This is a genomic window from Flavobacterium sharifuzzamanii, assembly GCF_003254585.1.
GTDB lineage: Bacteria > Bacteroidota > Bacteroidia > Flavobacteriales > Flavobacteriaceae > Flavobacterium > Flavobacterium sharifuzzamanii.
This window is the reverse complement of sequence record NZ_QJGZ01000029.1, coordinates 24705-50661: the sequence shown is the minus strand read 5'-3', so window position 1 is coordinate 50661 and position 25957 is coordinate 24705. Positions and strand designations below refer to the sequence as shown.

25 protein-coding genes are annotated in these 25957 nt (G+C 32.9%); 10 read left to right on the top strand and 15 right to left on the bottom strand.

The features are described from left to right. The first annotated feature begins 6 nt into the window (after positions 1-6). Complete coding sequence (locus DMA14_RS01055; protein ID WP_111422435.1) at positions 7-525, top strand: gamma carbonic anhydrase family protein; 519 nt, start codon at positions 7-9, stop codon at positions 523-525. An 87-nt stretch (positions 526-612) separates the two neighbouring features. Here the strand turns inward: DMA14_RS01055 and DMA14_RS01050 are convergent, their stop codons facing one another. The 6 genes from DMA14_RS01050 to DMA14_RS01025 all read right to left on the bottom strand — a co-directional run bounded on the left by DMA14_RS01050 (position 613) and on the right by DMA14_RS01025 (position 5454). Then, the gene (locus tag DMA14_RS01050; protein ID WP_111422433.1) at positions 613-1326 is read right to left on the bottom strand and encodes a LytR/AlgR family response regulator transcription factor; all 714 of its coding nucleotides are present in this window, start codon (positions 1324-1326) and stop codon (positions 613-615) included. 105 nt (positions 1327-1431) lie between these two features. Continuing rightward, the gene (locus tag DMA14_RS01045) at positions 1432-2142 is read right to left on the bottom strand and encodes a dioxygenase family protein (RefSeq protein WP_111422432.1); all 711 of its coding nucleotides are present in this window, start codon (positions 2140-2142) and stop codon (positions 1432-1434) included. Positions 2143-2154: 12 nt separating this feature from the next. Further along, positions 2155-3270 (bottom strand): sensor histidine kinase, encoded by a 1116-nt coding sequence (locus tag DMA14_RS01040; RefSeq protein ID WP_111422430.1) that lies wholly within the window; start codon positions 3268-3270, stop codon positions 2155-2157. Then, positions 3271-3603 carry a DUF4907 domain-containing protein gene (locus tag DMA14_RS01035; RefSeq protein ID WP_238989900.1) on the bottom strand — a complete coding sequence of 111 codons (333 nt, stop codon included), beginning with the start codon at positions 3601-3603 and terminating at the stop codon, positions 3271-3273. It abuts the gene before it with no gap. Then, positions 3590-4597, bottom strand: a complete 1008-nt coding sequence (locus tag DMA14_RS01030) for a Kelch repeat-containing protein (protein WP_111422427.1) — start codon at positions 4595-4597, stop codon at positions 3590-3592. The genes DMA14_RS01035 and DMA14_RS01030 overlap by 14 nt, the downstream gene beginning before the upstream one ends. 14 nt (positions 4598-4611) lie before the next feature. Then, on the bottom strand, positions 4612-5454 hold the full coding sequence (locus DMA14_RS01025) for a DUF6268 family outer membrane beta-barrel protein (protein ID WP_111422425.1): 843 nt from the start codon (positions 5452-5454) through the stop codon (positions 4612-4614). 231 nt (positions 5455-5685) lie between these two features. Here DMA14_RS01025 and DMA14_RS01020 point away from each other — a divergent pair, with 231 nt between their 5' ends. Together DMA14_RS01020 and DMA14_RS01015 are read left to right on the top strand one after the other, a co-directional pair. Continuing rightward, positions 5686-7011 carry a DUF4270 family protein gene (locus tag DMA14_RS01020; RefSeq protein ID WP_111422423.1) on the top strand — a complete coding sequence of 442 codons (1326 nt, stop codon included), beginning with the start codon at positions 5686-5688 and terminating at the stop codon, positions 7009-7011. Then, the gene (locus DMA14_RS01015; protein ID WP_111422421.1) at positions 7012-8247 is read left to right on the top strand and encodes an aromatic hydrocarbon degradation protein; all 1236 of its coding nucleotides are present in this window, start codon (positions 7012-7014) and stop codon (positions 8245-8247) included. It abuts the gene before it with no gap. Positions 8248-8251: 4 nt separating this feature from the next. Here the strand turns inward: DMA14_RS01015 and murI are convergent, their stop codons facing one another. The 8 genes from murI to DMA14_RS00975 all read right to left on the bottom strand — a co-directional run bounded on the left by murI (position 8252) and on the right by DMA14_RS00975 (position 16699). Then, a complete protein-coding gene (gene murI, locus DMA14_RS01010; protein ID WP_111422419.1) occupies positions 8252-9028 on the bottom strand; it encodes a glutamate racemase in 777 nt (258 codons plus the stop codon). Between the two features lie 149 nt (positions 9029-9177). Further along, complete coding sequence (locus DMA14_RS01005; protein WP_170830271.1) at positions 9178-9681, bottom strand: OmpH family outer membrane protein; 504 nt, start codon at positions 9679-9681, stop codon at positions 9178-9180. Between the two features lie 14 nt (positions 9682-9695). After that, positions 9696-10733: an OmpH family outer membrane protein gene (locus DMA14_RS01000; protein WP_111422418.1), complete on the bottom strand. Its 1038-nt coding sequence runs from the start codon at positions 10731-10733 to the stop codon at positions 9696-9698. 42 nt (positions 10734-10775) lie between these two features. After that, complete coding sequence (gene bamA / locus DMA14_RS00995) at positions 10776-13514, bottom strand: outer membrane protein assembly factor BamA (protein WP_111422416.1); 2739 nt, start codon at positions 13512-13514, stop codon at positions 10776-10778. Further along, positions 13447-14187: an isoprenyl transferase gene (locus tag DMA14_RS00990; protein WP_111364908.1), complete on the bottom strand. Its 741-nt coding sequence runs from the start codon at positions 14185-14187 to the stop codon at positions 13447-13449. Before DMA14_RS00990 ends, bamA begins: the two co-directional genes overlap by 68 nt. Before the next feature lie 2 nt (positions 14188-14189). After that, complete coding sequence (gene porG / locus DMA14_RS00985) at positions 14190-14882, bottom strand: type IX secretion system protein PorG (RefSeq protein ID WP_111422415.1); 693 nt, start codon at positions 14880-14882, stop codon at positions 14190-14192. Positions 14883-15055: 173 nt separating this feature from the next. Further along, entirely contained in the window at positions 15056-15940 is an 885-nt protein-coding gene (locus DMA14_RS00980; RefSeq protein WP_111422414.1) for an NAD kinase, read from the bottom strand. 99 nt (positions 15941-16039) lie between these two features. After that, positions 16040-16699, bottom strand: coding sequence for a CBS domain-containing protein (locus DMA14_RS00975; protein WP_111422412.1), 660 nt, complete (start codon positions 16697-16699; stop codon positions 16040-16042). A 115-nt stretch (positions 16700-16814) separates the two neighbouring features. Here DMA14_RS00975 and DMA14_RS00970 point away from each other — a divergent pair, with 115 nt between their 5' ends. The 3 genes from DMA14_RS00970 (at position 16815) to DMA14_RS00960 (ending at position 20751) form a co-directional block, all read left to right on the top strand. Next, a complete protein-coding gene (locus tag DMA14_RS00970; protein WP_111422499.1) occupies positions 16815-17528 on the top strand; it encodes a pyridoxine 5'-phosphate synthase in 714 nt (237 codons plus the stop codon). A 78-nt stretch (positions 17529-17606) separates the two neighbouring features. Beyond that, positions 17607-19880, top strand: coding sequence for a TonB-dependent receptor plug domain-containing protein (locus tag DMA14_RS00965; RefSeq protein WP_111422410.1), 2274 nt, complete (start codon positions 17607-17609; stop codon positions 19878-19880). 4 nt (positions 19881-19884) lie between these two features. Continuing rightward, positions 19885-20751, top strand: coding sequence for a DUF4249 domain-containing protein (locus DMA14_RS00960; protein ID WP_111422408.1), 867 nt, complete (start codon positions 19885-19887; stop codon positions 20749-20751). A gap of 37 nt (positions 20752-20788) precedes the next feature. Here DMA14_RS00960 and DMA14_RS00955 read toward each other — a convergent pair whose 3' ends face one another. After that, a complete protein-coding gene (locus tag DMA14_RS00955) occupies positions 20789-22138 on the bottom strand; it encodes a hypothetical protein (protein WP_111422406.1) in 1350 nt (449 codons plus the stop codon). 215 nt (positions 22139-22353) lie between these two features. Between DMA14_RS00955 and DMA14_RS00950 the strand changes: the two genes are divergently transcribed. From DMA14_RS00950 to clpP, 4 genes are all read left to right on the top strand, one after another. Further along, on the top strand, positions 22354-23118 hold the full coding sequence (locus DMA14_RS00950; RefSeq protein ID WP_111422404.1) for an alpha/beta fold hydrolase: 765 nt from the start codon (positions 22354-22356) through the stop codon (positions 23116-23118). A 54-nt stretch (positions 23119-23172) separates the two neighbouring features. Further along, positions 23173-23517 (top strand): phage holin family protein, encoded by a 345-nt coding sequence (locus tag DMA14_RS00945; protein WP_111364915.1) that lies wholly within the window; start codon positions 23173-23175, stop codon positions 23515-23517. 113 nt (positions 23518-23630) lie between these two features. Further along, positions 23631-24953 carry a trigger factor gene (locus DMA14_RS00940; RefSeq protein ID WP_111422403.1) on the top strand — a complete coding sequence of 441 codons (1323 nt, stop codon included), beginning with the start codon at positions 23631-23633 and terminating at the stop codon, positions 24951-24953. A 320-nt stretch (positions 24954-25273) separates the two neighbouring features. Further along, a complete protein-coding gene (gene clpP / locus DMA14_RS00935) occupies positions 25274-25948 on the top strand; it encodes an ATP-dependent Clp endopeptidase proteolytic subunit ClpP (protein ID WP_111422401.1) in 675 nt (224 codons plus the stop codon). Positions 25949-25957 lie beyond the last annotated feature (9 nt).

The window sequence follows — 25957 nt, the reverse complement described above, 5'->3', positions numbered from 1 at the left end:
ATTATTATGCTTATTAAATCTGTAAACGGAAAATCGCCTCTTATTCCAGAGGATTGTTATGTGGCCGAAAATGCTACTATTGTTGGAGATGTTACTTTTGGAGAATCTTGCAGTGTTTGGTTTAATGCTGTTGTGAGAGGAGATGTTCATTTTATTAAAATTGGAAACAAAGTAAACATTCAAGATGGCGCTGTAATTCATTGCACATATCAAAAACACCCAACTATTATTGGAAATAACGTATCAATTGGTCACAATGCCATTGTGCACGGCTGTACGATTCATGATAATGTTTTGATCGGAATGGGAGCAATTGTAATGGATAATTGTGTGGTAGAAAGCAATGCTATAATTGCTGCTGGAGCTGTAGTAACCCAAAATACGGTTGTAACTTCTGGAAGTATTTACGCTGGTGTTCCTGCAAAAAAAGTAAAAGACATTGATCAGTCTGATTTTGCAGGCGAAATAGGGCGCATTTCAAACAATTACGTGATGTATTCTAGCTGGTTCAAAGAAGAAAAATAAAAATATAAAATCTCAAAACAGAAAAATCCAAATTCCAAACATGTAAGCTTTTTGGAATTTGGATTTTTTTTATTGGAATTTCATAAACTAAAGGTTGATTTTTTCGAAGAAAGTGCTTTTATAGCTTTCACTGATAGGAATTCTTTTATCGCTTATTAATACCTTGTTTTTCTGAATCGATTTTACATGTTTGATATTGATAATATACGATCTGTGAATTCTTGCGAAACCTTTGCTTGAAAGCAGATTTTCAAGTTTGATCAAGCTGATTAAAGTCAGTGTGAATTTATTATCTGTAGTGTAAATTTTGACATAATCTTTAAGACCTTCAATAAAAAGAATATCGGCAAAATTCAATTTTACATTTTCATATTCAGCGCGAACAAACATAAAATCCTGTTCTATTTCAGGCGTATTATTGTTTTCGGCAAGTGCTTGAGTTGTTACAGGCTGTAAAACCTGTTGTGCTCTAACAACTGCCTTTAGAAATCGATGAAAAGGTATTGGTTTTACTAAATAATCAACTGCTCCGAGATTAAATCCTTCTACAGCATAATCAGAATAAGCAGTTGTAAAAATAACCAAAGGCTTTTTCTCTATGGTATTTAAAAAATCTATTCCAGAAAAATGAGGCATCTGAATATCCAGAAAAATCAAATCAACATTATTCTGATTGATAAACGAAACGGCATCAATAGCATTATTGAAAGTGCTAATCAGTTCCAAAGTATCTACTTTTTTGACAAAATCCTGCAATAGTTCTACAGCCAAAGGTTCGTCATCAATAATTACACATTTCATTTTTTCTAAATTGTTTTTTTAATTTATTCTGAATTCAAAAGTAATTTGAAACCAGTAAATTAAGTTTTAAAATTTTCATAAAATACTGGTTTTTACAAATCAACATTATGCGTTAACGGTTATCGTTTTTGTAAGCGTATAACCATCTGTTAGATTGCCTGTTATTGTAGCTAGTTCTTCAGACAAACTGTCGGCAAAAACATTATCTTTTGTATTTGCGGTATCTGCCTGTCCATGTGCTACATAATTGGTGCTTGCGTAAACTTGACTCGAAATGGTTTCTGGAAACGCAATCTGAGTTACTAACAAAGAAGTGCCTGTACTTGATAAAATTTCTACATGCACGTGTGGAGCTCTTCCTTGATACCAGCCAGGATAAATTGAGATAAAAGAAACTTCTCCATTAGTGTTTGAAGTCTGTCTTCCTCTCAAGAAATGGACAGAAGTGTAATCGGTTTGTTGCATTTGCGTGCCGCCATATTCAGAATAATTTCCGTCTTTGTCACAATGCCAAACATCTACTAAAACCCCCGAAAGAGGTTCGCAATTATTATTTTTGTTTTCGATTTTTAAATTAATCAATAACGCAATTCCAACACGGTCAGATTTGATGTTTTCTAAAACCAATTGACTTGGCGTTTTAATAGGGAACGGACCTTTTGTTTCTGAAGGAGAAACCGTGCAGCTTCCATCTCCAGAATTGCTTGTGTCAGTATCGTCGTTGTCACTTTTAGAACAAGATTCTAAAAATTTTGAAGCTGTTGCCAATGAAGCAATGCCCAAAATACCATTTCGGATGAATTTTTTTCTGTCCATAATCAGTTTTCTTTAGTGTATTGCGGTTTTAATTTCGTCTAACTTTAAATTCAAATGAACTCGGTAATAATTATTATCTTGTGTAATGGTCAGTTCATGCGCGTTTGGATACAGAAGATCAAGACGGTTTTGGATATTTACCAATCCAATTCCTGAGTTTTCAGGATCTTTCACGTAATTTTCAATGGTGTTTTCAATCCAAAAGTCAAGATTGTGATCTGTAATCAGAATCTTGATTTTTACGTGAGCAGCGCCTTTATAATCAGTTCCATATTTAAAGGCATTTTCTACAAAAGAAATTAGTAGTAAAGGCTCAATAAACTTGTTTTTAGTATCGCCATGAACATTGATTACAATGTCTTCAATATTGTTTAATCGCAGCTTTTGCAATTCGATATAATTCTGAATATAATTGACCTCTTTTTCTAAAGCCACCGTTTTGTTGTCGGTCTCATACAGCATATACCGCATAAGCTCAGACAAGGTTACGATGGCATCAGGGACCAAATCAGATTTTTTGTGTGCGAGAGAATAAATACTGTTTAAAGAATTAAATAAAAAATGCGGATTGGTTTGTTTGCGCAAATAAATCAATTCGGTATTTGTTCGATGAGTTTCGGCAATCAGTTTATTTTGCTGATTATTGTAAAATTCAGTCAATGTTCTAATAATGGCTGAGATCGTAATAATCAGAATGTAAAAAAATGAAGGAGCAATTTTAAAGAAAAGAGGCTGTCTCATTTCTATTCTGTGATGCATTTTACCATCTCTTGGAAAAAAATGAGGATCACGAATAATGGTCTCAGAATGCATCATTTTTTCGGGTCTTAAATGTCTAAATTCAGGAACAAAATAATTTAATCGTATTGCCATAAATAGTGCAATCAGACCAATAGCAAATGCACCATACAGCCAATATTTTTTTTGCAGCAAATAATTTGGAACCAAATAAAAATAGTTCAGATAAAACAATAAAATTCCAGAAAGCCATTGAGCGTAAAAATCATTGTCTAGCCTAAATGGACTTTCGTAAAATTGAATTAGAGAAGTCAAAATAAAGAAAATCCATATCATAAAATGGAATAGTATTTTGTTGTAGCCTGTATTTTTAATGGTATCGATCTGCATTTACAATTTTATTTTTAATAAAATTAGTTCATTTTTGGTTACCGTTGGGGATAAGTTTTGTTTGAGTTTCTGCTTTACTAGATTAGCAACTTTCAAAGCATCTCTCTCAGTTTCAAAACTTTTAGTATCACTTATTACTGGAATGATAGACTGTTTAATTACAATTTTTTCTTTGTAAGCTATTGTGTAGCCCCATCCAGAATTTGTTTTAAAAGACGCGGTTCTTAAAGCTTCTTTTTTTGCGCAGGCAATAAAAAGTAAAAGAAGCGCAAAAACGATTAAATTCTTCTGGAGTAATGTCCAGAAGAATTTTTTAATTTTAGTTGTCATCATCACTTTGTTCGTCTAATGGCTTAAATTCCCAAGCATCATCAAAGTAAGTAGATCCAACTCTTCCTAGCATATAGAAACCGCGATTATTGATTGAGAAACCAACAGCATCAGTTCTTGTAGCGCCTTCCATCGGAGTTCTTTCTGTCCATAAATCAGTTGATGGATTATACTCCCAAACTGTTTTGATGTTTTCACCTCCTACAACATATCCTAAGCCATTCATAGAAAAACTCGAAGCATTAGAACGCACAATCGCATAATCGTCATTGTAGCTGTAATCGTCATCTGTATCTTTGTCTATATCACGTTTTCTTGTCCAAACATCTGTTGCTGGATCAAATTCCCAGAAATCTTCTTGATAAACGCCATTGTTCACGCCCGTTACCAAATATGCTTTGTCTGCAATTGTAAACACAGTCGCATTGCGTCTTTTGTTACCGCTAAAACCATTTACAAGTGTCCAAGTATTGGCCTGATCATCGTACTGATAAAAATCTTTTAAATAATTTCCGTCATAACCTGTTCCAAAATACGCTTTGCCATCAACCTGAAAACCTACGGCAGCGTAACGAGCTGTTCCTGCAAAATCTGTTTTTTGTGTCCAGCTATTTGCAGAAGGATCATATTGGTAAAAGTCTTTCAGTTTGTTTGTTCCATCGTAACCAAGGCCCACATATCCTTTGTCATTTAGTGCAAAACTAGAAGCAGAACTTCTTCCAACACCGCCAAAATCAGCTTTCTGTTCCCAATAATCTCCATTTGAGTTGTAAACCCATAAATCTTTTAAATAAACATCGCCTGTATAGCCGCCAACTACATAAGCATAATCTCCAATAACAAAACTTGTGGCACTAGATCTTGCAGGGCCATCAAAGGCTGATTTTTTAATCCAGTTTCCTACCAAATCATCATCGTCATCGTCATTGCTGCAGCTTATAAAAAAGAGGCTTGAAAAAAGCGCTGCGAATAAAATTCCTTTTTTTAGATTAATCATAGTGTATTTAATATTTATTGTTTGTATTTGATCCCGATTCCTAAAACGTAACCATTTCCGGTATTATAGTTGTATATTTTATGGTCACTGCCGTCAAGTAAATTGTACTTTTTGTTGAAATCATAACCACCTTTAAAATTTAAAAACCAATTGCCTCCAACATTTCTTTCGTATTCTAAAGCCGAAGTCATTTGTGATAAAATGGCTTTTTCGGCATTGTTTTCTGTGCTTGATGTTTCGTCTAAATGATAAAAGTTTCCATTAAAACTATTCGTCAGACTGAATTTGTTTCGATCATTATTAGAATAAGAAATTTTCGAATCTGGGAATCCTATTCTAAAATTGGTTTTTTCATTCATTTTATAATCAAAAGCAACAATCGGTGTAATCTTTGGTGCTCCAAAAATTGATGTTCGGCCAGCACCAGCAATTACAGTCAGTTTTGAACTAATATGTTGACTTATTTCTAAACTTCCTAAAACAGTAACATCTGAAAAATCCAGTTTACTCTGAAAATTTGCTGTTGGAATAACTGAAATCTTCCATTTTGTCTTTTCTGCTATTTCAGATGAATATTCAAACTTGTTTTTAATTTGGTTGAATTTGTCCTGATCGGCATAAAAATTATAGGGATTCAATTCGTAATTCACCTTCAGATTAGAATATTCTAACGTGTTCGCTATTTTGCTTTTTGTTCCTATTTTTTTCTGATAAAAAACAACAATGTTTGTTTCGTTAAAATTTATCTTTTCTGTCGGCTCAGTTTTGAAATTAATAGCTGCGCTAAAATTTCCTTGAGCTTTTAAACCTAAAAATGAAATCAAAAAAAGAGAACAAATTAAAAACCGTACTTTCATTATTTATTTTATTGGCTCAAAATTAGACGGATGAAGTCCTTAAAAAAAAGAAGATATATGTATGACGTATTTTGATAGACAAAATCGTCGTTTTTACGGCCGAATTAAAATTTTAGAATAGAATTTAGGTTGTAGACTGTTTTGTGCAGTCTGTAGCTTAAAAAAGCTTGATAGTATATGTTATAGTGTGTCGCCAAAGTGTGCAATTTATATTTGCTCAAAAATTAGATTATGCACAAGTTTATATTGATACTGCTTTTTTTACTGACCTTATTTTCATGTGGTACAGATACAGATACTGGAGAATTTACTGTTGGGTCAGATTATTTGGCTTTAAGCAATAAAGTGATTTTGATTGATACGGTGACAGTCAACATGTCGACAATTAATTTTGATTCACTGGCAACTTCTAACCGAGGAAGAATTCTAATAGGAAATTACGATGATCCTATTTTCGGAAAAGTAAAATCAGATAGCTATTTTCAGCTTTCTACTAGTAATTATGCTTTGTCTAGCGTAGGTTCAGATACAGAATCGGTGAATTATGTGTTTGACTCTATTTCTATGATTCTTAAGTATGACAAATACTATTACGGAGATACTACAAGAGTGCAGACATTCAATATTTATAGATTAACTCAAAAAGTTAAGCCAAACAAAGATGATAATAATTTCTATAATAATTCAACGCTGACTTATAGTCCAGAAAGTTTGGGTAAAATATCTTATAAACCGAGACCGAAGGAAAAAGATTCGATTAATATTCAAATGAGTAAAGAATTTGGTGAGGCTCTTTTTCAAAAAATAAAAAAAAGAGAAGTTACAGATTTTGACAGCTTTACAGAATATCTGAAGGGATTTGTATTGGTTCCAGAAAATTCAAGTTCTTCGAATGTTATCGGATTTAGTGTTTCTGAAAGTAAGGTTCGATTATATTATTCGAAGTATCAAACAGACGATGAAACTCCACTTATAATTGATTTTTCAATATTAGATGCCACTAAGCAGTTTAATTCTATTTCGCTCGATAAGACAGGAACGTTACTGCAAAATCTACCGGTATCCACGGGTACGCTATCCAGTACATTACTCAATAATCAGGGATTTATACAATCTGGAACTGGTGTTGCTTGTCGGATCGATTTTCCTAATATAAAACAGTTTAAGAATATTTCTGCAAATGGTGCCATAGTAGATGCAGAATTAATTCTTAAGCCGGTCAATAATACTTATTCGGAGAAATATCCTTTAGCAGATTCGCTAACTGTTTATGTGGGAGATAATTTAAATAGAATAAGCGGAACACTTGTAAATTCGGCAGGTTCCTCGGTTTATGGAAAGCTGAGCAAAAGTAGTGATGAATTTAATGAAAATGTAGGGTATTCCATTCCGATCGGAAACTTTCTTCAGAAAGAAATGCTAAAACAATCCGATTCAAGGTCATCGCTTATTTTGACATTGCCTGGAATTGCACAATCTGTTGATAGAATCGTTCTAGGTGATCAAAAACATGTCAACAATAAAATTCAGCTGAAAATTTATTACATCTCTTACTAAATGAAAAATAAAATTGTTCTTTGGAGCTGCTTCCTTTTAATGTCGCTGACTTCATTTTCCCAAAGTATTTCAAGTTCTCCATATTCACTTTATGGCGTAGGAAGTTTGTATGATTCAGATTTTGGTTATCTGTCTTCAATTGGCGGTTCAGGAATAGCTTTGCCTTCAGATACTTTTATCAATAATTTAAACCCAGCTTCTTTAGGATTCATGTATCAGAATCATTTTCTTTTTGATATCGGAGGGAAAGCTATTGCAACAACTTATCAGAGTAGTAATCGCACAGAGAAGCGAAATAATTTTCAGTTTTCTCATTTGGCTTTTGCTTTTCCTGTTACTAAAAATTCTGGTTTTAGTTTAGCACTTCGTCCATATTCTAGTTCAGTGTTTAAAATTTCTAATTTAAAACTTCCAATCGCAGACAGTCAGGAATATTATTATGTTACAGCACAAGGCTCGGGAGGTTTAAATAATTTAGATTTTTCTTATGGGTATCGATTTGGAAAAAAATTGACAGTAGGAGCAACAGGAACAGTACTTTTTGGAAATACGGTGGACGACCGTGCTTTTTTAATTTCGAATGCTATTACTACCATTCATAAGCAAACAGATTATAGAGGCGTTCGTGCAACATTAGGAGCTCAATTTAAAATTGATTCTACATTTACAATAGGAACGACATTCAAAGTTCCAACAAGAATAAATGCTTCCAAAGTGCAATCTGTAACAAGTATTGCAGATGAGGTAGAATCTTCTATAGAAACCGATAAGGCTTCAGATACCGACGATTATTATATGCCTTTAGAAATTGGTTTTGGTGCCAGCAAGCGATTTAAAAATAATCTGAATGTGACTTTAGATTACGAAAAAAGCTTCTGGGGAAACACTAATCAATCTGAACTTTATGGGAAATTTGTAAATCAAGATCGTTTTGCATTGGGATTAACTTATAGTGCCAATAAGAATGTTAGAAGATATTGGGATAGAGTGGGGTATGCAGCAGGTATTAATTTTGATAATGGTTATCTAGAAATTGACAAACAGCGCATAAATAGTGCATCTATTTCTATTGGATTAAATCTTCCAATTGATAACACGTTTTCGTCACTTAATATTTCCTATTCTTACGGGCAGAAAGGCAGAATCGCAAATGATCTAATAAAAGAAAACTACCACAAAATCTCAATCAATCTATCATTGGACGGAATTTGGTTCGTCAAGCGAAAGTTTGAATAATAATCTAAAAGTCTTTTTTGATTACTGGATATTTATACTCTAAAATTGATTCTAAAACTTTAGGATTAGAATTGACATAAAATACAGGATCAGTATCTGTGCTTTCAGAAAAACCAACTTTTTCTTTGAGCAGATTTTTAGTTTGGCGTGCCACAGCTTCTCCTGAATCTATTATTTTAATATGATCTGGGAGAATTTTTTTTATTTGAGGAATTAGATAAGGGTAGTGGCTGCATCCTAAAACTAAGTAATCGATATTAGCTTCAATCATAGGCTGAAGATATGACTCTAGCAATTGTGTCATTTCTGGTGAGTACAAATTGCCATCTTCAATTAGTTGTACAAGTCCGTGTCCAACCTGCTCAATGATTTTAGTATTATGAAACATCTCAGCAGTTTTGTTAAACAACTCACTGTTAAGCGTTCCTTTTGTAGCAAGAATTCCGATAACCTGAGTTTTAGAATTATTTGCCGCTGGTTTGATAGCGGGCTCAATTCCAACAAACGGTACATCATAATCTGCACGCAGTTCGACTATAGCATTTGTCGTAGCGGTATTGCAAGCAACAACGATAAGTTTGCAATTATTCTCTAGTAAAAACTCTACGTTTTTTTTGCTTAATGCAACAATCTCTTCTTTGCTTCTTTGGCCATAAGGCGCATTTTTATTGTCAGCAAGATAAATGGTTTTTTCGTTTGGAAGAAGTTCATGAATGGCGCTCCAGATGGAAGTTCCGCCAATACCAGAATCAAAAACGCCTATAGGATTATTGTTTATCATAAAGCAAATTTACTATTTTTTAATAAAAATTCGATATTCTAAGTTAAGTGAAATCTTGAAATAATACCAAAAATTAGGTTTAATTTTTTGTAAAAAAAAACTGCTCAAATTATATAAATTGAGCAGTTTGAATTATGAGATTTAATTTCTTAGAATCCTAAATCTTTTTTAACGTCAGCAGTGATGTTTGGACCATCAGCTAATAATAAAGTAGAACCATCTAAAACGTATTGGAAACCTTTAGCTTTTCCAACTTTTTGGATAGAAGCTCTTACTTTTTCCATTAATGGTTTTACGATATCAGTTTCTTTTTGTTGTAATTCTTTTTGAGCATTGTCTCTGTAATCAACAATTCTCTTTTGCATATCTTGAACTTCTTTAGAACGCTCACCATTTACAGCATCTGTTACAGTTGCCGCTTCAGCTTCATACTTTTTAATTTTCACTTGATATTCGTCAACCATTTTTTTGTATTCAGCATCGTATGTACCACTTAATTTTTGCAGTTGATTTTGAGCATCTAGCATAGCAGGCATTTTCGACATGATCTCGCTTACATCAACATGAGCTACCTTCGCTTGCGCGTTCATTGTGTTACTTGCTCCTAAAATAAGAATTGCAGCAATTAGTAAAGTTTTGATTTGTTTCATCATTTTTAAAATATTAATTAATTATTGGTCGTATTTGCTTTTTGTGTTTCGGCTTCTTTTGCTTTTTTAGCCGCTTCTCTTTCTTCTAAAATTTTCTTTCTTCTTTCTTCCAATTCTTTTTTACGTTGTTCGTAAAGTAATTGTCTTTCTTCAGCTTTTGTCATTGCCGGCTGCTCAGTGGTCGGTGTTGCTCCTGTGGCTGGCGCTGCCGTTTTAGCTGTTGAACTTGTTTTAGCAGCATCTGTCGCTGTTGCTGCGGCAGGAGCGGCTGTTGCAGGAGCTGTTCCAGAAACCGTGCCAGTTTTTTTAGCTTCTCTTTCCTCTTGCAGAGCTTTTCTTCGATCCTCGTATTCTTTTCTCTTAGCGTCCTGCTCTAATTTTCTATCCTGAATTAATTTCTCTCTGGCAGCTCTTTTTTCGTCAAGTGCTTTTTGGCGGTCGGCCATTGCTGGATTCTCGTCAATTGCATTTTCAATACTCTCTTTAGCCTCTTGCTCTTTCAATTGTTTTTTGGTCAGCTGCTCACGTTTTTCAGTACGGTTTAAGATTCTTAAAACCTGATCGCTGATATCAAATCTTTTATTGCTGAAAAGCATTGTAAGATCTGATGATTTATCAAAAACAAAATCATAATTTTTTGCTTCGGCTATATCTTGTACAGCAGTAAAAACCTGATCTTGTATAGGTTTTGCTAAAGCTGCCTTCTGTCTCATTAGATTTCCATCAGAACCAAATTGTTTCTGTTGATAATCCATCATTTCTTGTTCAAGAAACTTAATTTCTGTTTCTCTTTCTTCTATTAATTCCTTTGTAAGTAAAGCTTTTTCTGTTTTTAAGCTTTCTTTCAAATTATTTATATTTAATTTTTTGGCTTCAACTTCTTGTTTCCACTTTTGAGCTTTTTGCTCTAATTGCGATTTAGCTTCTTTATAATCGGAAACATTTTCTAAAATATATTCCATGTCGATGTAGCCAATTCGAGTAGTCTTTCCTTGCGCCTGACTTGTATTTGCTACAATCAAGGCTAAAAATATAAATAAAAATTGTTTTCTCATAACATAACTTTATTTGATGATTTTTAACCAAACGTTATTTCTCTAAAATTGTTGTCCAATGATAAAGTGTGTTTCCCAACCATTAGCTTTTGTTTGTCCTGGAAGAGCGTCAAATCCGTAACCAAAGTCAATACCCAATAATCCAAATGCAGGCATGAATACACGTAAACCAGCACCAGCAGAACGGTTTAAGTCAAATGGGTTATAATCTTTGAACGTTGGGTATGATGAACCTGCTTCTAAGAACGTTAATGCAAAAATAGAAGCCGACGCTTTTAATGTAATTGGATAACGTAATTCCATAGAGAATTTGTTGTAAATCGTAGCTCCAATTGCGTCACCATTTGCATTTACAGGAGTCAAAGAGTTGTTTGGATAACCTCTCAACTGAATTGTCTCTCTACCGTCCATTGAGTAGTTTGCCATACCATCACCACCTAAGTAAAAACGCTCAAACGGAATTACACCTCTTTCTTGATTATAAGCTCCTAAGAAACCAAATTCTGTAAGAGTTCTTAATACTAGTTTTCCATAAACTTTAGTATACCAATCTCCTTTAAATTTAACTTTATAATATTCTAACCAGTTGTATTTTTTCTGATCGACTTTTGCTACATCTGTATCGGCGCTTGCATAATCAGATCCTACACTTGTAATTTTTCCTGAACTATCAGTTTTATAATAATCACCTTTATTAAGAGGCTGACCATAATCATCTGATCTGCTTTCACCAGTATATTGTGTTTTGTATTCTTTTTGGTTTTTCAAATCACCATAATCAATGCCATTAAATAATGAATATGGAGGTGTAACTTTTGCAGTAATACTAAATTCTGAACCGTAAGTTGGGAATATTGGGTTTACCCCTTTATTACTTCTTGAAAGTCCAATAGTATATGCTAAGTTTCTTGATGCACCATTACCAAAAGTAAACAAACCAGTGTTATAATTGTTCAAGTCGTAGTGCTGATAACTTAAAGATTGTGATAGTACAAAGTAGTCATCTGGCACCGTTAGTCTTTTTGCTAGACCAACTTGAACTGTAAAAATATTAAAACTTTTGCTTTTATCAACAGTTCTGGTGATGTAATTGTTAAGAAATTGCTTACTGTATGAAATAGATGAACTAAATTGTACAGGTTTTTTCCCTCCAAACCAAGGTTCTGAGAAAGATAAACTATAGGTTTGGAAATATGTACTTCCTTGCAAACGAAGCGCTACTTTTTGTCCATCTCCCATTGGTAAAGGCTTATAAGCTTCTTTGTCGAACAATTTACGTGCTGAGAAGTTATTAAATGAAAGTCCTAATGTACCAATAAAACCTCCACCGCCATAACCTCCTTGAAGCTCTACCTGGCTAGATCCTTTTTCTACTACATGATATTCAATATCAACTGTTCCAGCTCCAGCATCTACGTTTTTAAATTTAGGATCGATTGCTTCAGGATCAAAGAAACCTAACTGTCCAATCTCACGAATTGTTCTAACTAATTGCTCTTTACTATATTTTTCACCTGGTTTAGTTCTTAACTCACGGTAAATAACATGGTCGTTTGTTTTGTCGTTTCCAACAACAGTGATTTTGTTGAAATAAGCGATAGGACCTTCAGTTACTCTAATTTCAAAATCGATAGTATCGTTAACTGTTTTTACCTCTACAGCATTAATGTTTGAGAACAAATAACCATTGTTTTGGTATAAGTTGGTGATATCTTCTGCGTCTGGTTTAGACTTATCAGCAATTCTTTTTTCTAATAAAACTCCGTTGTAAGTTTCACCTTTTTTGATTCCTAAATAACGGCTTAATAACTGATCTGAATAGACTGTGTTGCCTAAGAATTTAATATTTCCAAAGTAGTATTTATTTCCTTCTTCTACATTAATTTTAATTGCAAGCGCATTTTTTTGCTTGTTATATTGTACCGAATCGTAAATAATACGAGCATCTCGATATCCTTTTTCTTTGTAGGCTGCGATTACTTTTTCTAAATCAGTTTTGTATTTCTCCGGAATAAATTTAGAAGCTTTAAATACACGAATGAAATTTTTCTGTTTTGTGTCCTTCATTGCAGCACGCAACTGGGTATCTGTAAGTTGCTTGTTTCCTGTGAAATCAATACTGCTGATTTTTACCTTGTCTCCTTTGTCTATTCTGATAAGCATATTAACTTGATGCCCATTAATAGTATCGGGAGTGTTTGTAATAGTAACTTTTGTATTATAAAAACCTTCTTTTTTATATTTGTTTTCGATGTAATTTTTAGTGGTTGTAATTAAGTTTTCATTGACAATTTTGTTCTTTGTCAAGTTGTTATCCTTAATTAGGGCTTCGACTTTACTTTTCTTAACACCAACAATTTTAACCTCATTTAATTTAGGAAGCTCAACGATATCTAAGTCTAAATAGATACTGTCATTCTCTACCTTATTAACGTAGAAAGCGATCTCATCAAAAAGTCCCAGTTTTCCTAATTTTTTAATTGCGCTGCTTATTTCTTCTCCAGGTACAGTAATTTCCTGACCTTTTTGAAGTCCTGAAAAGGTAACAACGGTCTGTTCATTGAAGCTTATTTTACCAACAACAGAAACTTTAGCTAGAATATATTTTTTCCCTTGATCAAAAGGAACTCTTTCTTGTGCTTTAATTTGAGAAAAACTACCCAAAAGTAAAAGGGTAAAGACTATTTGTATTTTTTTTTGCAACACTAAAAAATTATTTAATTTGTTCACTGGTTTTTCCAAATCTACGTTCTCTTTTTTGATAACTAATAATAGCCTCATATAAATCTTGGTCTTTAAAGTCTGGCCACAAGACATTAGTAAAATATAATTCTGCATAGGCAATCTGCCATAGCAAAAAATTACTTATTCTATGTTCTCCACTTGTTCGTATTAATAAATCTACGTCAGGTAAATTTTGCGTGTAAAGATGCTCATTTATAATTGAATCGTCAATAGTGTCTATTGAAATTATATTATTTTTAACTTTATCACTAATTGCTTTTACAGCATTTACCAGTTCCTCTCTGGAGCCATAACTTAAAGCTAGGGTAAGGGTTAAGCGAGTATTATTTTTAGTTTTTTCCATAACATCCAAAAGTTCTTTTTGGGCTGTTTTTGGTAATTTATCAAGATTTCCAATTGCATTAAGTCTGATATTGTTTTCTTGAAGGGTAACAAGTTCTTTTTTTAATGAATTGATCAATATTTTCATTAATGCCTGAACCTCCAATTTTGGTCGATTCCAATTTTCTGTAGAAAAAGCATATAGGGTTAAATACTCAATTCCAAGTTTGGCTGAGGTTTTAATGATTTCTTTTACAGATTTTGTTCCATTTTCATGGCCAAACGCGCGTAAAAAGCCTTGTTGTTTTGCCCAGCGCCCGTTGCCGTCCATGATAATGGCAAGGTGTTTAGGTAAGTTTGTGTGATCTATTGATTCTATTAAATTCATTTTTAGTATGCGCAATAGCATGGTTTTTTTCCAAAGGTATACGTTAAAGTAAGACCTGAGAAAACATACCAGTCATTATTATTTAAATTTCCAAATTTTAAGATATTTGGACTAGTTGTATTAGGATTGCTTCCGTCAATATTGTCTGTAAAGGTGTAACGTGCTCCAACTTCAGCAGCAAGTATAAAGCGTGGCGATATATTTGATTTTACACCTAATATAATAGGTATTGCTACTGAACTGCGATTTTTTTGAGTGTATATTACATTTGGGCTTGTAGTATATCTGTATAAGTTGTCAAAAACAAAGTAGCTTAAACCGGTAAAAACATAAGGGCTTACTTTAGTGTGATAATCATGTAGATTAAAATCGAAAAAATTGAATTCAAGTCCAGCTGAAAGCTCTTTAATGTCATTGTCAAAACGATAGCCTCTTTGATTTCTTCCGGTCTCATCAGATTTTAAATCATTTCCACTAATGTTTGATTGTGTGTAAGAAAATCTCCATGAGTGCCTCGGACTTCTATTCCATTTATAAAGAATACCAAAAGCTGGTTTTTCTGGGGAGATGTAAGTTGTTTTTCCAACATCGCCTACGAAGTTACTTCCGCCAAAAAAAACACCAATCTCGTTTATCTGAGCATTTAGTGTAATAAGAGGGAAAAAACATAACAATAAATTAAAAATTTTCTTCATTTAATTCAAAATTGCGTGCAAATATAATAATTATCGATACGAATCAAAGTTCCTTTAGTTAAATGTGCTTTTTTTTCAATTTACATTATGATTTTGAGACATTTAATGATGATTCACTACATGCAGAACGAGAAAATGTGGTATTATCGTATAGTGAAGAATCAGAAAAGAGTTTAATTTCTTTTATCTTCTCCCCAGAGCAGTTTGTTTCTTAAGGTCTTCAAGAAAGTTTCGCCTGGTATTTCAACCATTTTAATTTTGTAATCTGTTTTTTTAATTTTTAAAATAGACTCATTTTTTACTGAAGAGGTTCTCGAGTCTAAAGAAACCAAGTACTGGTCTTCTCTTCCTGATACGCGTAAAGTAATTTCAGTATCGTCTGGAATGACAAGCGGTCTGGCGGTTAAATTATGTGGTGCAATTGGCGTGATAACTAAACTTTTGACATCTGGTGTTAAAATTGGTCCGCCACAGCTTAAAGAATATCCAGTAGATCCGGTTGGTGTTGAAATGATTAAACCGTCTGCCCAATAAGAATTTAGATATTCATTATTTAAATAGGTTTCTACAGTAATCATCGAAGTGGTATCTTTTCTGCTTACCGTAACCTCATTCATTGCAAAATTAAGTTCTTCAAAAGCTTTGTTGTATGGCTCGCAAGTTAAGCCTAATAAGGTTCTTTCAGAAGTTGTATAATTTTGACTGATAACATATTGAAGTAAAATATCAATGTTTTCTTTCTGAACTTTAGCTAAAAAGCCTAATCTTCCAGCATTGATTCCCAATAAAGGAACGCCAGAATTACGAACAAAAGCAGCAGCTCTTAAAATTGTACCGTCACCTCCAATGCTAATGAGCATTTCGAAACTATTGTCTAAAGCAGTATTTGGAGAAAAAGTTGTGTATTCTTTTTTTACCAGCTGTTTTTCATAAAGCATATTCAAGAAATTTTCTTCAATTACCATTTCGACATTGTTGGCATTGAAGAAATTGAAAATGTCTTTTATAATGGGTTCAGTACTGTTCTGATAATATTGTCCGTAAATGGCTATTTTCATTCGTTGTTAAATTAAAGAATTGGTCAATGTGTCAATTAGATAATTGGGAAATGCGAAAATTATCTAATCAACTAATTTTCTCATTGGCACATTCATAACTTATATATTAAGATACTTGTCTAAATAATCTGATCGTTCTTTTAAGCTGTTAATATAGGTGTCTTCCTGATGTTCAGAAATAATTTCATAACCATATCTTCTGTAGGTTTGGATAATTTCATTAATTGCTCCTAAACCAATTTTTACAGTAATCTGAACATTTTCGGTATCAGCTTCAGAAACAAAACATCCTAAAACTTTACCATTATTGCTTTCTACAATTTGAGTTACCTCACTCATAGAATAATCCAAAAGACCTTTTTGCACAATAATAATAGCGCCAGGTTCTTTTAAAAATGGAGTTTCCTGAAAGAACTTCATGATATCTTCCATTTCATAATAACCTATGTAATTATTATTCTCATCAAGAATTGGGAGAAGGTTGGTGTGGTTTTTTGCAAAAACTTCAAGAACATCGAGCCAGATCATTGATTTTCTGGCAAAAAAACGTTCTAAAGTATATTTGTAATCAATTGCTTTTTTTTCAATGTCAAATGTTTCAACATCGTCAGAAGAGATGCTTCCGATAAAAACACCATCTTCTAAAATCGGAAAATGAGAAAAATTTACATCGACAAAAAAGTCCTGAATCGAGGCTATCGTTTCCTGACTGTCAATCGCTCTGAAATCGTTTGTGATATAGTTTGTAATTTCTGTCATAAATCAATTGAAGATATTTGATGCAAAATAATCAAAAAATACCGAAAACTGCTCTGTTTTACTTTGTATTTTTGTCGTAACAAATATAATGTTACTAGAATTAATATCCATTTATATGACAAAATTAAGTGTAAATATCAATAAAATAGCAACGCTTCGAAATGCCCGCGGCGGAAATGTTCCAGATTTATTAAAAGTTGCTGCAGATATTCAGCGATTTGGAGGACAAGGAATTACAATTCATCCTCGTCCAGACGAACGACATATTCGCTATCAGGATGCACGCGATTTAAAAGCAGTTGTTACAACAGAATATAATATCGAAGGTAATCCACAGCATAATTTTATTGATTTGGTTTTAGAATGTAAACCTGATCAAGTTACTTTGGTTCCAGATGCAATTGGAGCAATAACTTCTTCTGCTGGTTGGGATACTATTAAAAACCAAGAATATTTAACAGAAGTTATTCAGGAATTTCAAAGAAACGGAATTAGAACTTCGATTTTTGTTGACCCGATTTTAGAAATGATTGAAGGAGCAAAGAAAACAGGAACAGATAGAATTGAGCTGTATACAGAATCTTTTGCGCACCAATATAGTTTAGGTAATGAAAAAGGAATTGAACCGTACACTAAAGCTGCAGAATTGGCGATCGAATTAGGTTTAGGAATCAATGCTGGACACGATTTGAGTTTGGATAATATCAAGTTTTTCAAACAAAATATTCCTGGTTTATTAGAGGTTTCGATTGGTCATGCTTTAATTTCAGAGGCGCTTTATCTTGGTTTAGATAATACAGTAAATATGTATCTGAATAAATTGAAATAATATTCAAATTAAAACAATTATAACCTGATGCAATTGGGTTATAATTGTTTATTTTCGCACTTTTCTTATTAAAATATAGTGTCGAAAATAATTACTGTCCTTTGTTTCCTTTGTATTTCTGGAGTATTTGCACAATCAAAAGCAATTATTTCGGGGAATGTAAAATGTTCTGAAAACGAAAATTTAGTTGGAGTGAATATCCTTTTCACTTCGAAGGATTCTCAAAATGTTTCTTCAACTGATGGTTCCGGAAATTTTGTTGGAAATATTCCGTTGGGTCAGATAAAAATAAAAGTCAATCAATCGGGTTATCTTTCAAAAGACCTTGAATTTGATTTGAAAAAAGATACTTTATTATCAATTATTTTAGAAAAAGATATTGCGATTTTAAAAGAAGTCGTAATTACGAATGATAAAAAAAATCCTGTCAAAAATCTTTCGGGGGGAAAACTTTCCTTTAATGTAAAAGAGTTATCTGCGGTGCCAAGTATTTTAGGAACAACAGATATTTTGAAGATTTTACAGTTAACTCCAGGTGTTCAGAATTCAGGCGATGCAAATGGCTATTTCTATGTAAGAGGTGGAGATCCTGGGCATAATGCAATATTATACAATAATACTCCCATTTATGGAATGTCCCACTTATTAGGGATTTTTCCTTTTTACAATGCAGATCATATTAAAGATGTCGAATTTGATAAGTCAAGTTCAAATGCAAAATACGGAGGAAGATTAAGTTCAACAACGTTATTGAATTCCAATAAAAAGCTGCCGTCTGAATTTGGCATTCAGGGAAACGTTGGGATTTTGGCTTCACAATTGACTGTTTCAGTTCCACTTAGTAGTAAAACAGGATTTTACATTTCTGGAAGAAAAACTTATATAGATGAAATTGTTGGACCGATTATGAAATCTGGTTCAAAAAATAATGATGTTCAGAATATGAAATACGGTTTTTCGGATGGGAATTTCACGTTTTTATCTCAAATTTCTAAAAATAATTTATTTGTTGTTGATGCTTTTGCCAGTGGAGATGAATTGAAAGTTAAAGATGAGAATCTTGCGCTTCGAACTAGTTTGAAATGGAGTAATTTTACCGTATCTCCGTCTCTTATTACAACGCTTTCTCCTAAAGTAAGCATGTCAAATGCAATTTATTTTAGCCAATATTCTAATGATTTAAGCATGGAGCAAGCGACAATTCAGTTTAACGTTTCATCGTTTGTAAAAGATTTTGGCTTTACAAATTCAGTTCGATACTCCTTTAAAAATATTCCCTTTGAATCAGGATTTCAGTATGCTTACCACAATTTACAGCCTCAAAAAGTAAATGTGGAGAATTTTACAACCCTAAATAACAATTCACAAGATATTATAAATGCCAATGAAGCTGCTGTTTTTACTACAGCAAAACCTAGAATATTTGAGAACCTTACAGCAGATTTAGGGTTGCGAATTAATTATTATACATCAGATACAGATTCTTATCTGCATTTTCAGCCTCGTGTTGTTTTGAACTATGTTCCAAGCGAAAAATATTCCTTTTATGCATCTTATAACAAACAGTATCAATATTTAAGTTTAATAACCACATCAAGTGTCGGAATTCCTACAGACTTTTGGATTGCGAGTTCAGATGGTATAAAACCTCAGTCTTCTAATGAATTTTCCATCGGTTCTAATCAAAATATCACAAGAAATTGGAGTTCTTCTTTGGGAGGATTTTATCGTTCGATGAAAAACTTATTGGAGTATCCATACGGAATTACCCAATTTAATGAAATCACAACATTCAAAAATGATATGTATGTGGGGAAAGGAAAAGCATACGGACTTGAAATGATGCTCAAAAAAAGCAATGGAAAGTTTAGCGGTTGGTTAAGTTATACCTTAAGCTGGTCTGATAGAAATTTTGATGAACTTAATAATGGTAACACATATTTTGCTAAATATGACAGACGCCATAATCTTTCTCTTGTCGGAATGTATGATCTGAATTCTAAATGGAATTTTGGCGTTACTCAATTATTTAGTTCAGGGAATAGATTTACAATGCCAACTTCATGGTATTTCATTAATAATAATCCAGTGAAAGAATATTCAGGCTATAATAATGCGCAAATGCCAAATTATATCAGAACCGATATTGCGGCTAATTATTATTTTATACGAACTGCAAAAAAAGAAAGCGCTTTGAATTTTTCAATTTACAACACTTTTAATATTGCTAATCCAATTTATGTGGTTTTGGATGTTGAAGTAAACGAAAATAAAGATAAAGTAGTAGTAACCCAGAAAGAAAAAGTGCTGTATAGAATACTGCCTTCTGTTAGCTGGAGATTTAAATTTTAAGAATATGAAAAAGTGTCTGCTCCTTTTTTTAGGTTTAATTTTAATGAGCTGCTCTAACGATGGTTTTAAAACGGAGAAAAGCCTAGAATCGAAAATAGTGGTTGAAGGCTGGATTGAAGAAGGTGATTTTGCTAATGTATTATTGTCCAGCAGCATTCCTGTGACAGATGTTATTGATTCGACAAACGTTTTAAACCATGTTATAAGATCTGCAAAAATTACAATTTCTGATGGAGTAACCTCTGAAGTTTTGAGGGTGAAGAATGATAAAAACAGAGTGCCACCGTTTGTTTATTTTGGTTCATCATTAAAAGGTGAAGCGGGAAAAGAATATTCATTAAAAATCGAATATTTAAACAAAACAATAGAAGCTGTAACAATTATTCCTAAGAGTGTTGCTTTAAAAAGTGCAGAATACATAAAAAGAAATCCTGCAGATACAACCGGATATGTATTTGTAAAATTTGATGATCCAGCTGGAGAGAAAAATTATTATCAGATTGCAACTAAAATTGAAGGCGAGGAACCCATTTTTGTTCCTTCGTTCTATGGAAATTTAGATGATAAGAATTTTGAAACTTCATCTGTTTCTGTACAAATCAACAGAGGTGTAATATTGTTTCCTAAAACTAAATTTACGCCCTATTTTGCAGACGGGGATTTAATTCATGTGAAATTAAGAACCCAAACAAAAGAATCTTTAGATTTTTGGAATAGCTGGCAAAATGAAATTGTGAATAGTCAAAATCCAATTTACCCAGCCAATATTAGTTTAAAATCGAATATTAAAGGAGGAATAGGGATTTGGTCAGGATACGGACAAAGTACTTTAATTGTAAAAACCCCACCTAAAAAAGAAAAGCCGATTTGAATTTTCAAATCGGCTTTTTTTCAATTGTATTTTAAAATTATTGCTTGTTAAAAGCAGCAATAAAATCATCAAATTTAGTTTGTAATTTTTCAAATCCAGTAGAGAAATAAGCGCTCATTTCTACTTCAGTATTGTCACTGAATTTTAGGTAAAGCACTTCGTCGTAAGACACTCTTGTAAATGATTCTCCTTTATCGTTCCAAGACCAGTATTGGTTATTTGCATCCCACATAGGTAATTTGAATGTGTCCCAAATTGTTGCCTCTCTTTTTTCTGAATGCTCAACAATCTCGGCAATTTTAGTGCCGTCCTTTTTAGAAACTAAAATAAGTTTATAGTTTTTGTTGAAATTAGCTACATCCCCTTCAGAAGATTTTTTGTAGTAAGCATTTACAGCTGTGTAATATGCTTTAAAATCAGATTTAGGATCATAACTATCAGGGTATACTGGGAAAACTAAGCTTTTTTCTAATGCAGCATCCTCTGCGCCAGAAGTAGCTAAATCCATATCAGCAATAATTACAAAGTTGTCCATCAAAGAAAATAAACCATTAGCTTTTCCTCTATATTGAACTAATTCATCATTATCAATTAATTTGTCAATTTCAGCATTGCTTCCAGCATTAAATGAAATTAAGCTTTTTCCATTGTAAGTAAGCGTAGCTTTTGAAGTATTAGTCGCAGCTTTTGAACCGCTCATTTCCCAAACATAACCATCATTTAAAGACATTTTGTAAGCAAACTCGTCTGGAGATGGGTTTTTAGTTGAATATTTAGCAGTTTGAGTAAATTTAGCAGCTTCTTTGTTGTCAATTGTTAAAGTTGCGTCAGACGAACTAGGAAGAAAAAGGTTGTCAGATACTTCTTCAGTTCCATTATAGCCATCATAAAATTTAATTTTCACATCAGATGAAACACCTTTTGAAGAAAAAACAGCATTGTTTGTAGTTAGAGATTCTTTAGCAGGGAAAACAAATTTTAATTCAGTTGTTGAAGCTGTTTTATCCCAGATTTTTTTAGTGTTATTCCAAGTGTAAATACCGTAAGCACCAGAGATGTTTAAAATATCTTCAACTTCATTATCATTTTTTCCGTTAAAAATATCAACAGTGCTAACGTCTAATAAACGGTTTAAGTTTTCTATTGCTTCAATAGCGCTAGAACTTTTAGATTTATCTAACTGAACCAACATTTCATTAGCTTCTACTTCTAATTTAGCTTTTTGTTCAGTTGGAGTAAGTTTTGAGTAAGGCTGCTTTACTAAATTAGCAATTTGCTCTTCTAGAGTTAATTCTTTAGTTGGATCAGTTGTTGGGCTGTCTTCACTAGAGCAAGAAACCATAAGTTGAGAAGCAACCAATGATAATAAAATGAATTTTTTAATCATGATTCGGTGTTTAAATTAAGTTATTAAATCAAGACTTTAATGCTTGATTTTGGCGCGAAAGTAGGTTTTTTAAAACGTATAACCTTACGGAAAACCGTAAAACCTGAAATATTTTTGTGTTAAATATCTTACAGTTGTTATATGGTCCTGTTTTTGAATCATTTTTGCTCAATAACTTTTTTACCTTTGTAAAAGATATTAATACCTATATATAAATGTTATACTCAAAAATAGAAGGCGAAGGAAAACCATTTATCATTATGCACGGATTTCTTGGAATGTCCGATAACTGGAAAACACTTGCTGGGCAATATGTAGAAGCCGGATTTCAAGTTCATATTTTAGATTTAAGAAACCATGGTCGCAGTTTTCATTCAGATGAGTGGAGTTATGAAGCGATGGTTCAAGACGTGTATGAATACTGTCAAGCAAGCAATCTTACGCGAATTGATATTCTTGGGCATTCAATGGGAGGAAAAGTAGCAATGCTTTTTGCAACAACTCATCCCGAAATTGTAGATAAATTGATTGTAGCAGATATTGGTCCGAGATTTTACAAACAGCACCATCAAGATATTTTGGCAGGATTAAATGCCGTCGATTTTTCAGTAAAACCAAGCCGAAGTGATGTTGAAGAAATCGTGTCTCAATATGTTTCAGATTTTGGAACAAGACAATTTTTGCTAAAAAATTTATATTGGAAAGAGCCAGGACAATTGGCTTTTAGATTTAATTTGGAAGTTTTTAATAATAATCTGGATGCAATTGGAAAACCTTTGGCAGATGATTTAGTTTTTGATAAGCCAACTCTATTTATTCGTGGAGGAAATTCGGGTTATATTCAAGACGAAGATGTTGATGGAATTCGTAAGCATTTTCCAAATTTAAAACTGGAAACTATTCCAAACGCTGGACATTGGCTTCATGCAGAAAATCCAAAGATGTTTTTCGAATTGACCGCTACGTTTTTAAAAGAGTAGTCGTTTTTGATGAAAATTTTATTACTTTTAAATAAATTTTAAACCTCAAGAACTATGAAATTATTACTTAGACTCCTTGTTACTGCTGCTTTAGTCTTATTATTGTCTAATATTCTGACTGGAGTGCATGTTGCTAGTTTTGGTACAGCTGTAATTGTAGCAGTAGTTTTAGGATTGCTGAACGTTTTTATAAAACCAATTTTAGTGATTTTGACCTTGCCTGTTACTTTTGTTACTCTAGGTTTGTTTTTGCTGGTGATCAATGCGGTAATTATTTTACTGTGCACTAATATTGTAGGCGGTTTTGCAGTAAATTCATTTTGGACAGCATTAATATTCAGCATTATTTTGTCTATACTTCAATCTCTTACTTATAAAATACTAGGAGACGATAAATAAAAACAAATCGGCAGATTAAAACTGCTTCAAATACAATAGATTAAAAACTTGGTTGGGTTGCAAAAATTTTATAATTTTGCAACCCAATTTTATTACGTAAATTAAAGAAGAAGATGGATATTAAAAGAGTAGCAATAGACGCTGTAAACGAGACAATCGTTATGAACGTTGTTCATATGGATTATAAAGGTCAAGTAGCAAAAAGAATTAACGAAAAAATGCCTTTAGCGCAAGTAAAAGGATTTAGAAAAGGGGCTGTGCCTAAAGATCTTGTTGAAAAACAATACGGAAAAGCTATTAAGCAAGAAGAGATCAAAAAAGTAGTTGATTTGGCTTTAGAGCGTTATATTCAATCTGAAAGATTAAATCTTTTAGGAACTCCTCTTGCTAAAGTAAACGAAAATTTTAACTGGGATGCTGAAGAATTAACTTTCGAATACGAAATTGGTTTAGTGCCAAACTTCGAAATTGATCTTGAAGCTAAAAACAATATCGTAAAATATATCGTTACTGCTGACGATAAATTAATCGACGGACAAGTTGAGCGTATCCAAAAACAATTTGGAAAAGCAGTTCCTCAAGAAGTTTCTGATGCAAAATCTGATTTAACTGGAACTTTCTCAAGCGAAGCAAACGGAATCAACAATACTACTACAATCTCTGTTGATACTTTCAGTAAAAAAGCTCAAAAACAATTCACAGGTAAAAAAGTTGGAGATGTTGTTACAGTAAGCACAAAAGGTTTATTTGAAGACGATCACCAATTAATGGATTACTTGAAAGTTGGTCACGAAGGCGTTCACGGTTTAGATGTTGAGGTAAACTTTACTATCAGTGCTATCAACGGTTCTGAGCCAGCTGAATTAAACCAAGAATTATTTGATAAACTTTTTGGTGAAGGAAAAGTAGCTTCTTTAGAAGATTTAAAAGCAAAAATTAAAGAAGATGCTGAAGCACAATTCGCACAGCAAGCTGATCAAAAATTATTATTAGATGTTCAAGATTTCTTGATCGAAAACACAAAATTTGATTTACCAGCTGAATTCCTTAAAAAATGGTTGCAAACTGTTGGAGAGAAAAAATTAACTGCAGAAGAAGCTGAAGTTGAATACGCAAGATCTGAAAAAGGTTTACGTTTCCAATTAATCGAAGGAAAAGCATTAGCTCAAAGCAATATCCAAATTACATTTGAAGATTTGAAAGAGTTTACATCAAGCGCAATCAGACAGCAAATGGCTCAATTTGGTCAAACAAATCCAACTGACGAAGAAGTTCAAGGAATCGTGGCTAGAGTTTTATCTAACCAAGATGAAGTGAAAAGACTTTCTGAGCAAGTTGTAGCAGCTAAAATGTTAGATATCTTCAAAGAAAAAGCTAACCCAACAACTAAAGAGGTTACTTACGAAGAATTTATTGCAGCTTCTTACGGAGAATAAATTTTAGTCTGAAAGTTAAAAGTTGTAAAGTCGAAAATTAAGAGGTATACTTTTTAAAAATTAAGATTTTATTACAGAAACTGAAAGATAAAAATAATTATATTTGAACGTCAATGGAATTTTTTATTCTGTTGACGTTCTTTTTTGTTTCAAGTTTAAGGTTTCAGGTTTCACGTTTTCTTCAGTTAACATGAAACCTTAAACATGAAACAAAAGAAACGTTTCAGACAAATTGGCATCTCTTATAAAAAGGTATGAACTTTGTTTAATTCGTTTAAGTCACATGCTGACTTTAGACTTTTCAACTTTAAACTAAAAATATGAACTACGGTAAAGAATTTAAAAAATTTGCTACAAAGCACCAAGGAGTAAACGCAATGTATTACGATAAAATCGTAGCAGCGATGACACCAACAAACATGACTCCATATATTATCGAAGAGCGCCAATTGAATATTTCTCAATTAGACGTTTTCTCAAGATTAATGATGGACAGAATTATCTTTTTAGGAACAGGTATTGACGATCAGATTGCTAATATCGTTCAGGCTCAGTTGCTGTTTTTAGAAAGCGCTGACGCTTCAAAAGATATTCAAATTTACTTAAACTCTCCAGGAGGAAGTGTTTATGCAGGTTTAGGAATTTATGATACCATGCAATACATCAAGCCAGATGTAGCAACAATCTGTACAGGAATGGCAGCTTCTATGGGAGCAGTTCTATTATGCGCAGGAGCAGCAGGAAAACGTTCTGCATTGCCTCACTCAAGAGTAATGATTCACCAGCCATCTGGAGGAGCGCAAGGTGTTGCAACAGATATGGAAATCAACTTACGTGAGATGCTGAAATTAAAAGATGAATTGTACAACATCATTTCTCAGCATTCAGGTCAGCCTTTTGACAAAGTACACAAAGACAGTGAGCGTGATTACTGGATGATCGCTGACGAAGCTAAAGAGTACGGAATGATTGACGAAGTATTAAGAAGAGGATAATTTTTTTTT

Bases quoted from the DNA above. Each gene is read 5' to 3' on its own strand.
- DMA14_RS01055 (WP_111422435.1), top strand. From the start codon at position 7: ATGCTTATTAAATCTGTAAACGGAAAATCGCCTCTTATTCCAGAGGAT.
- DMA14_RS01050 (WP_111422433.1), bottom strand. From the start codon at position 1,326: ATGAAATGTGTAATTATTGATGACGAACCTTTGGCTGTAGAACTATTG.
- DMA14_RS01045 (WP_111422432.1), bottom strand. From the start codon at position 2,142: ATGGACAGAAAAAAATTCATCCGAAATGGTATTTTGGGCATTGCTTCA.
- DMA14_RS01040 (WP_111422430.1), bottom strand. From the start codon at position 3,270: ATGCAGATCGATACCATTAAAAATACAGGCTACAACAAAATACTATTC.
- DMA14_RS01035 (WP_238989900.1), bottom strand. From the start codon at position 3,603: ATGATGACAACTAAAATTAAAAAATTCTTCTGGACATTACTCCAGAAG.
- DMA14_RS01030 (WP_111422427.1), bottom strand. From the start codon at position 4,597: ATGATTAATCTAAAAAAAGGAATTTTATTCGCAGCGCTTTTTTCAAGC.
- DMA14_RS01025 (WP_111422425.1), bottom strand. From the start codon at position 5,454: ATGAAAGTACGGTTTTTAATTTGTTCTCTTTTTTTGATTTCATTTTTA.
- DMA14_RS01020 (WP_111422423.1), top strand. From the start codon at position 5,686: ATGCACAAGTTTATATTGATACTGCTTTTTTTACTGACCTTATTTTCA.
- DMA14_RS01015 (WP_111422421.1), top strand. From the start codon at position 7,012: ATGAAAAATAAAATTGTTCTTTGGAGCTGCTTCCTTTTAATGTCGCTG.
- murI (WP_111422419.1), bottom strand. From the start codon at position 9,028: ATGATAAACAATAATCCTATAGGCGTTTTTGATTCTGGTATTGGCGGA.
- DMA14_RS01005 (WP_170830271.1), bottom strand. From the start codon at position 9,681: ATGATGAAACAAATCAAAACTTTACTAATTGCTGCAATTCTTATTTTA.
- DMA14_RS01000 (WP_111422418.1), bottom strand. From the start codon at position 10,733: ATGAGAAAACAATTTTTATTTATATTTTTAGCCTTGATTGTAGCAAAT.
- bamA (WP_111422416.1), bottom strand. From the start codon at position 13,514: ATGAGGCTATTATTAGTTATCAAAAAAGAGAACGTAGATTTGGAAAAA.
- DMA14_RS00990 (WP_111364908.1), bottom strand. From the start codon at position 14,187: ATGAATTTAATAGAATCAATAGATCACACAAACTTACCTAAACACCTT.
- porG (WP_111422415.1), bottom strand. From the start codon at position 14,882: ATGAAGAAAATTTTTAATTTATTGTTATGTTTTTTCCCTCTTATTACA.
- DMA14_RS00980 (WP_111422414.1), bottom strand. From the start codon at position 15,940: ATGAAAATAGCCATTTACGGACAATATTATCAGAACAGTACTGAACCC.
- DMA14_RS00975 (WP_111422412.1), bottom strand. From the start codon at position 16,699: ATGACAGAAATTACAAACTATATCACAAACGATTTCAGAGCGATTGAC.
- DMA14_RS00970 (WP_111422499.1), top strand. From the start codon at position 16,815: ATGACAAAATTAAGTGTAAATATCAATAAAATAGCAACGCTTCGAAAT.
- DMA14_RS00960 (WP_111422408.1), top strand. From the start codon at position 19,885: ATGAAAAAGTGTCTGCTCCTTTTTTTAGGTTTAATTTTAATGAGCTGC.
- DMA14_RS00955 (WP_111422406.1), bottom strand. From the start codon at position 22,138: ATGATTAAAAAATTCATTTTATTATCATTGGTTGCTTCTCAACTTATG.
- DMA14_RS00950 (WP_111422404.1), top strand. From the start codon at position 22,354: ATGTTATACTCAAAAATAGAAGGCGAAGGAAAACCATTTATCATTATG.
- DMA14_RS00945 (WP_111364915.1), top strand. From the start codon at position 23,173: ATGAAATTATTACTTAGACTCCTTGTTACTGCTGCTTTAGTCTTATTA.
- DMA14_RS00940 (WP_111422403.1), top strand. From the start codon at position 23,631: ATGGATATTAAAAGAGTAGCAATAGACGCTGTAAACGAGACAATCGTT.
- clpP (WP_111422401.1), top strand. From the start codon at position 25,274: ATGAACTACGGTAAAGAATTTAAAAAATTTGCTACAAAGCACCAAGGA.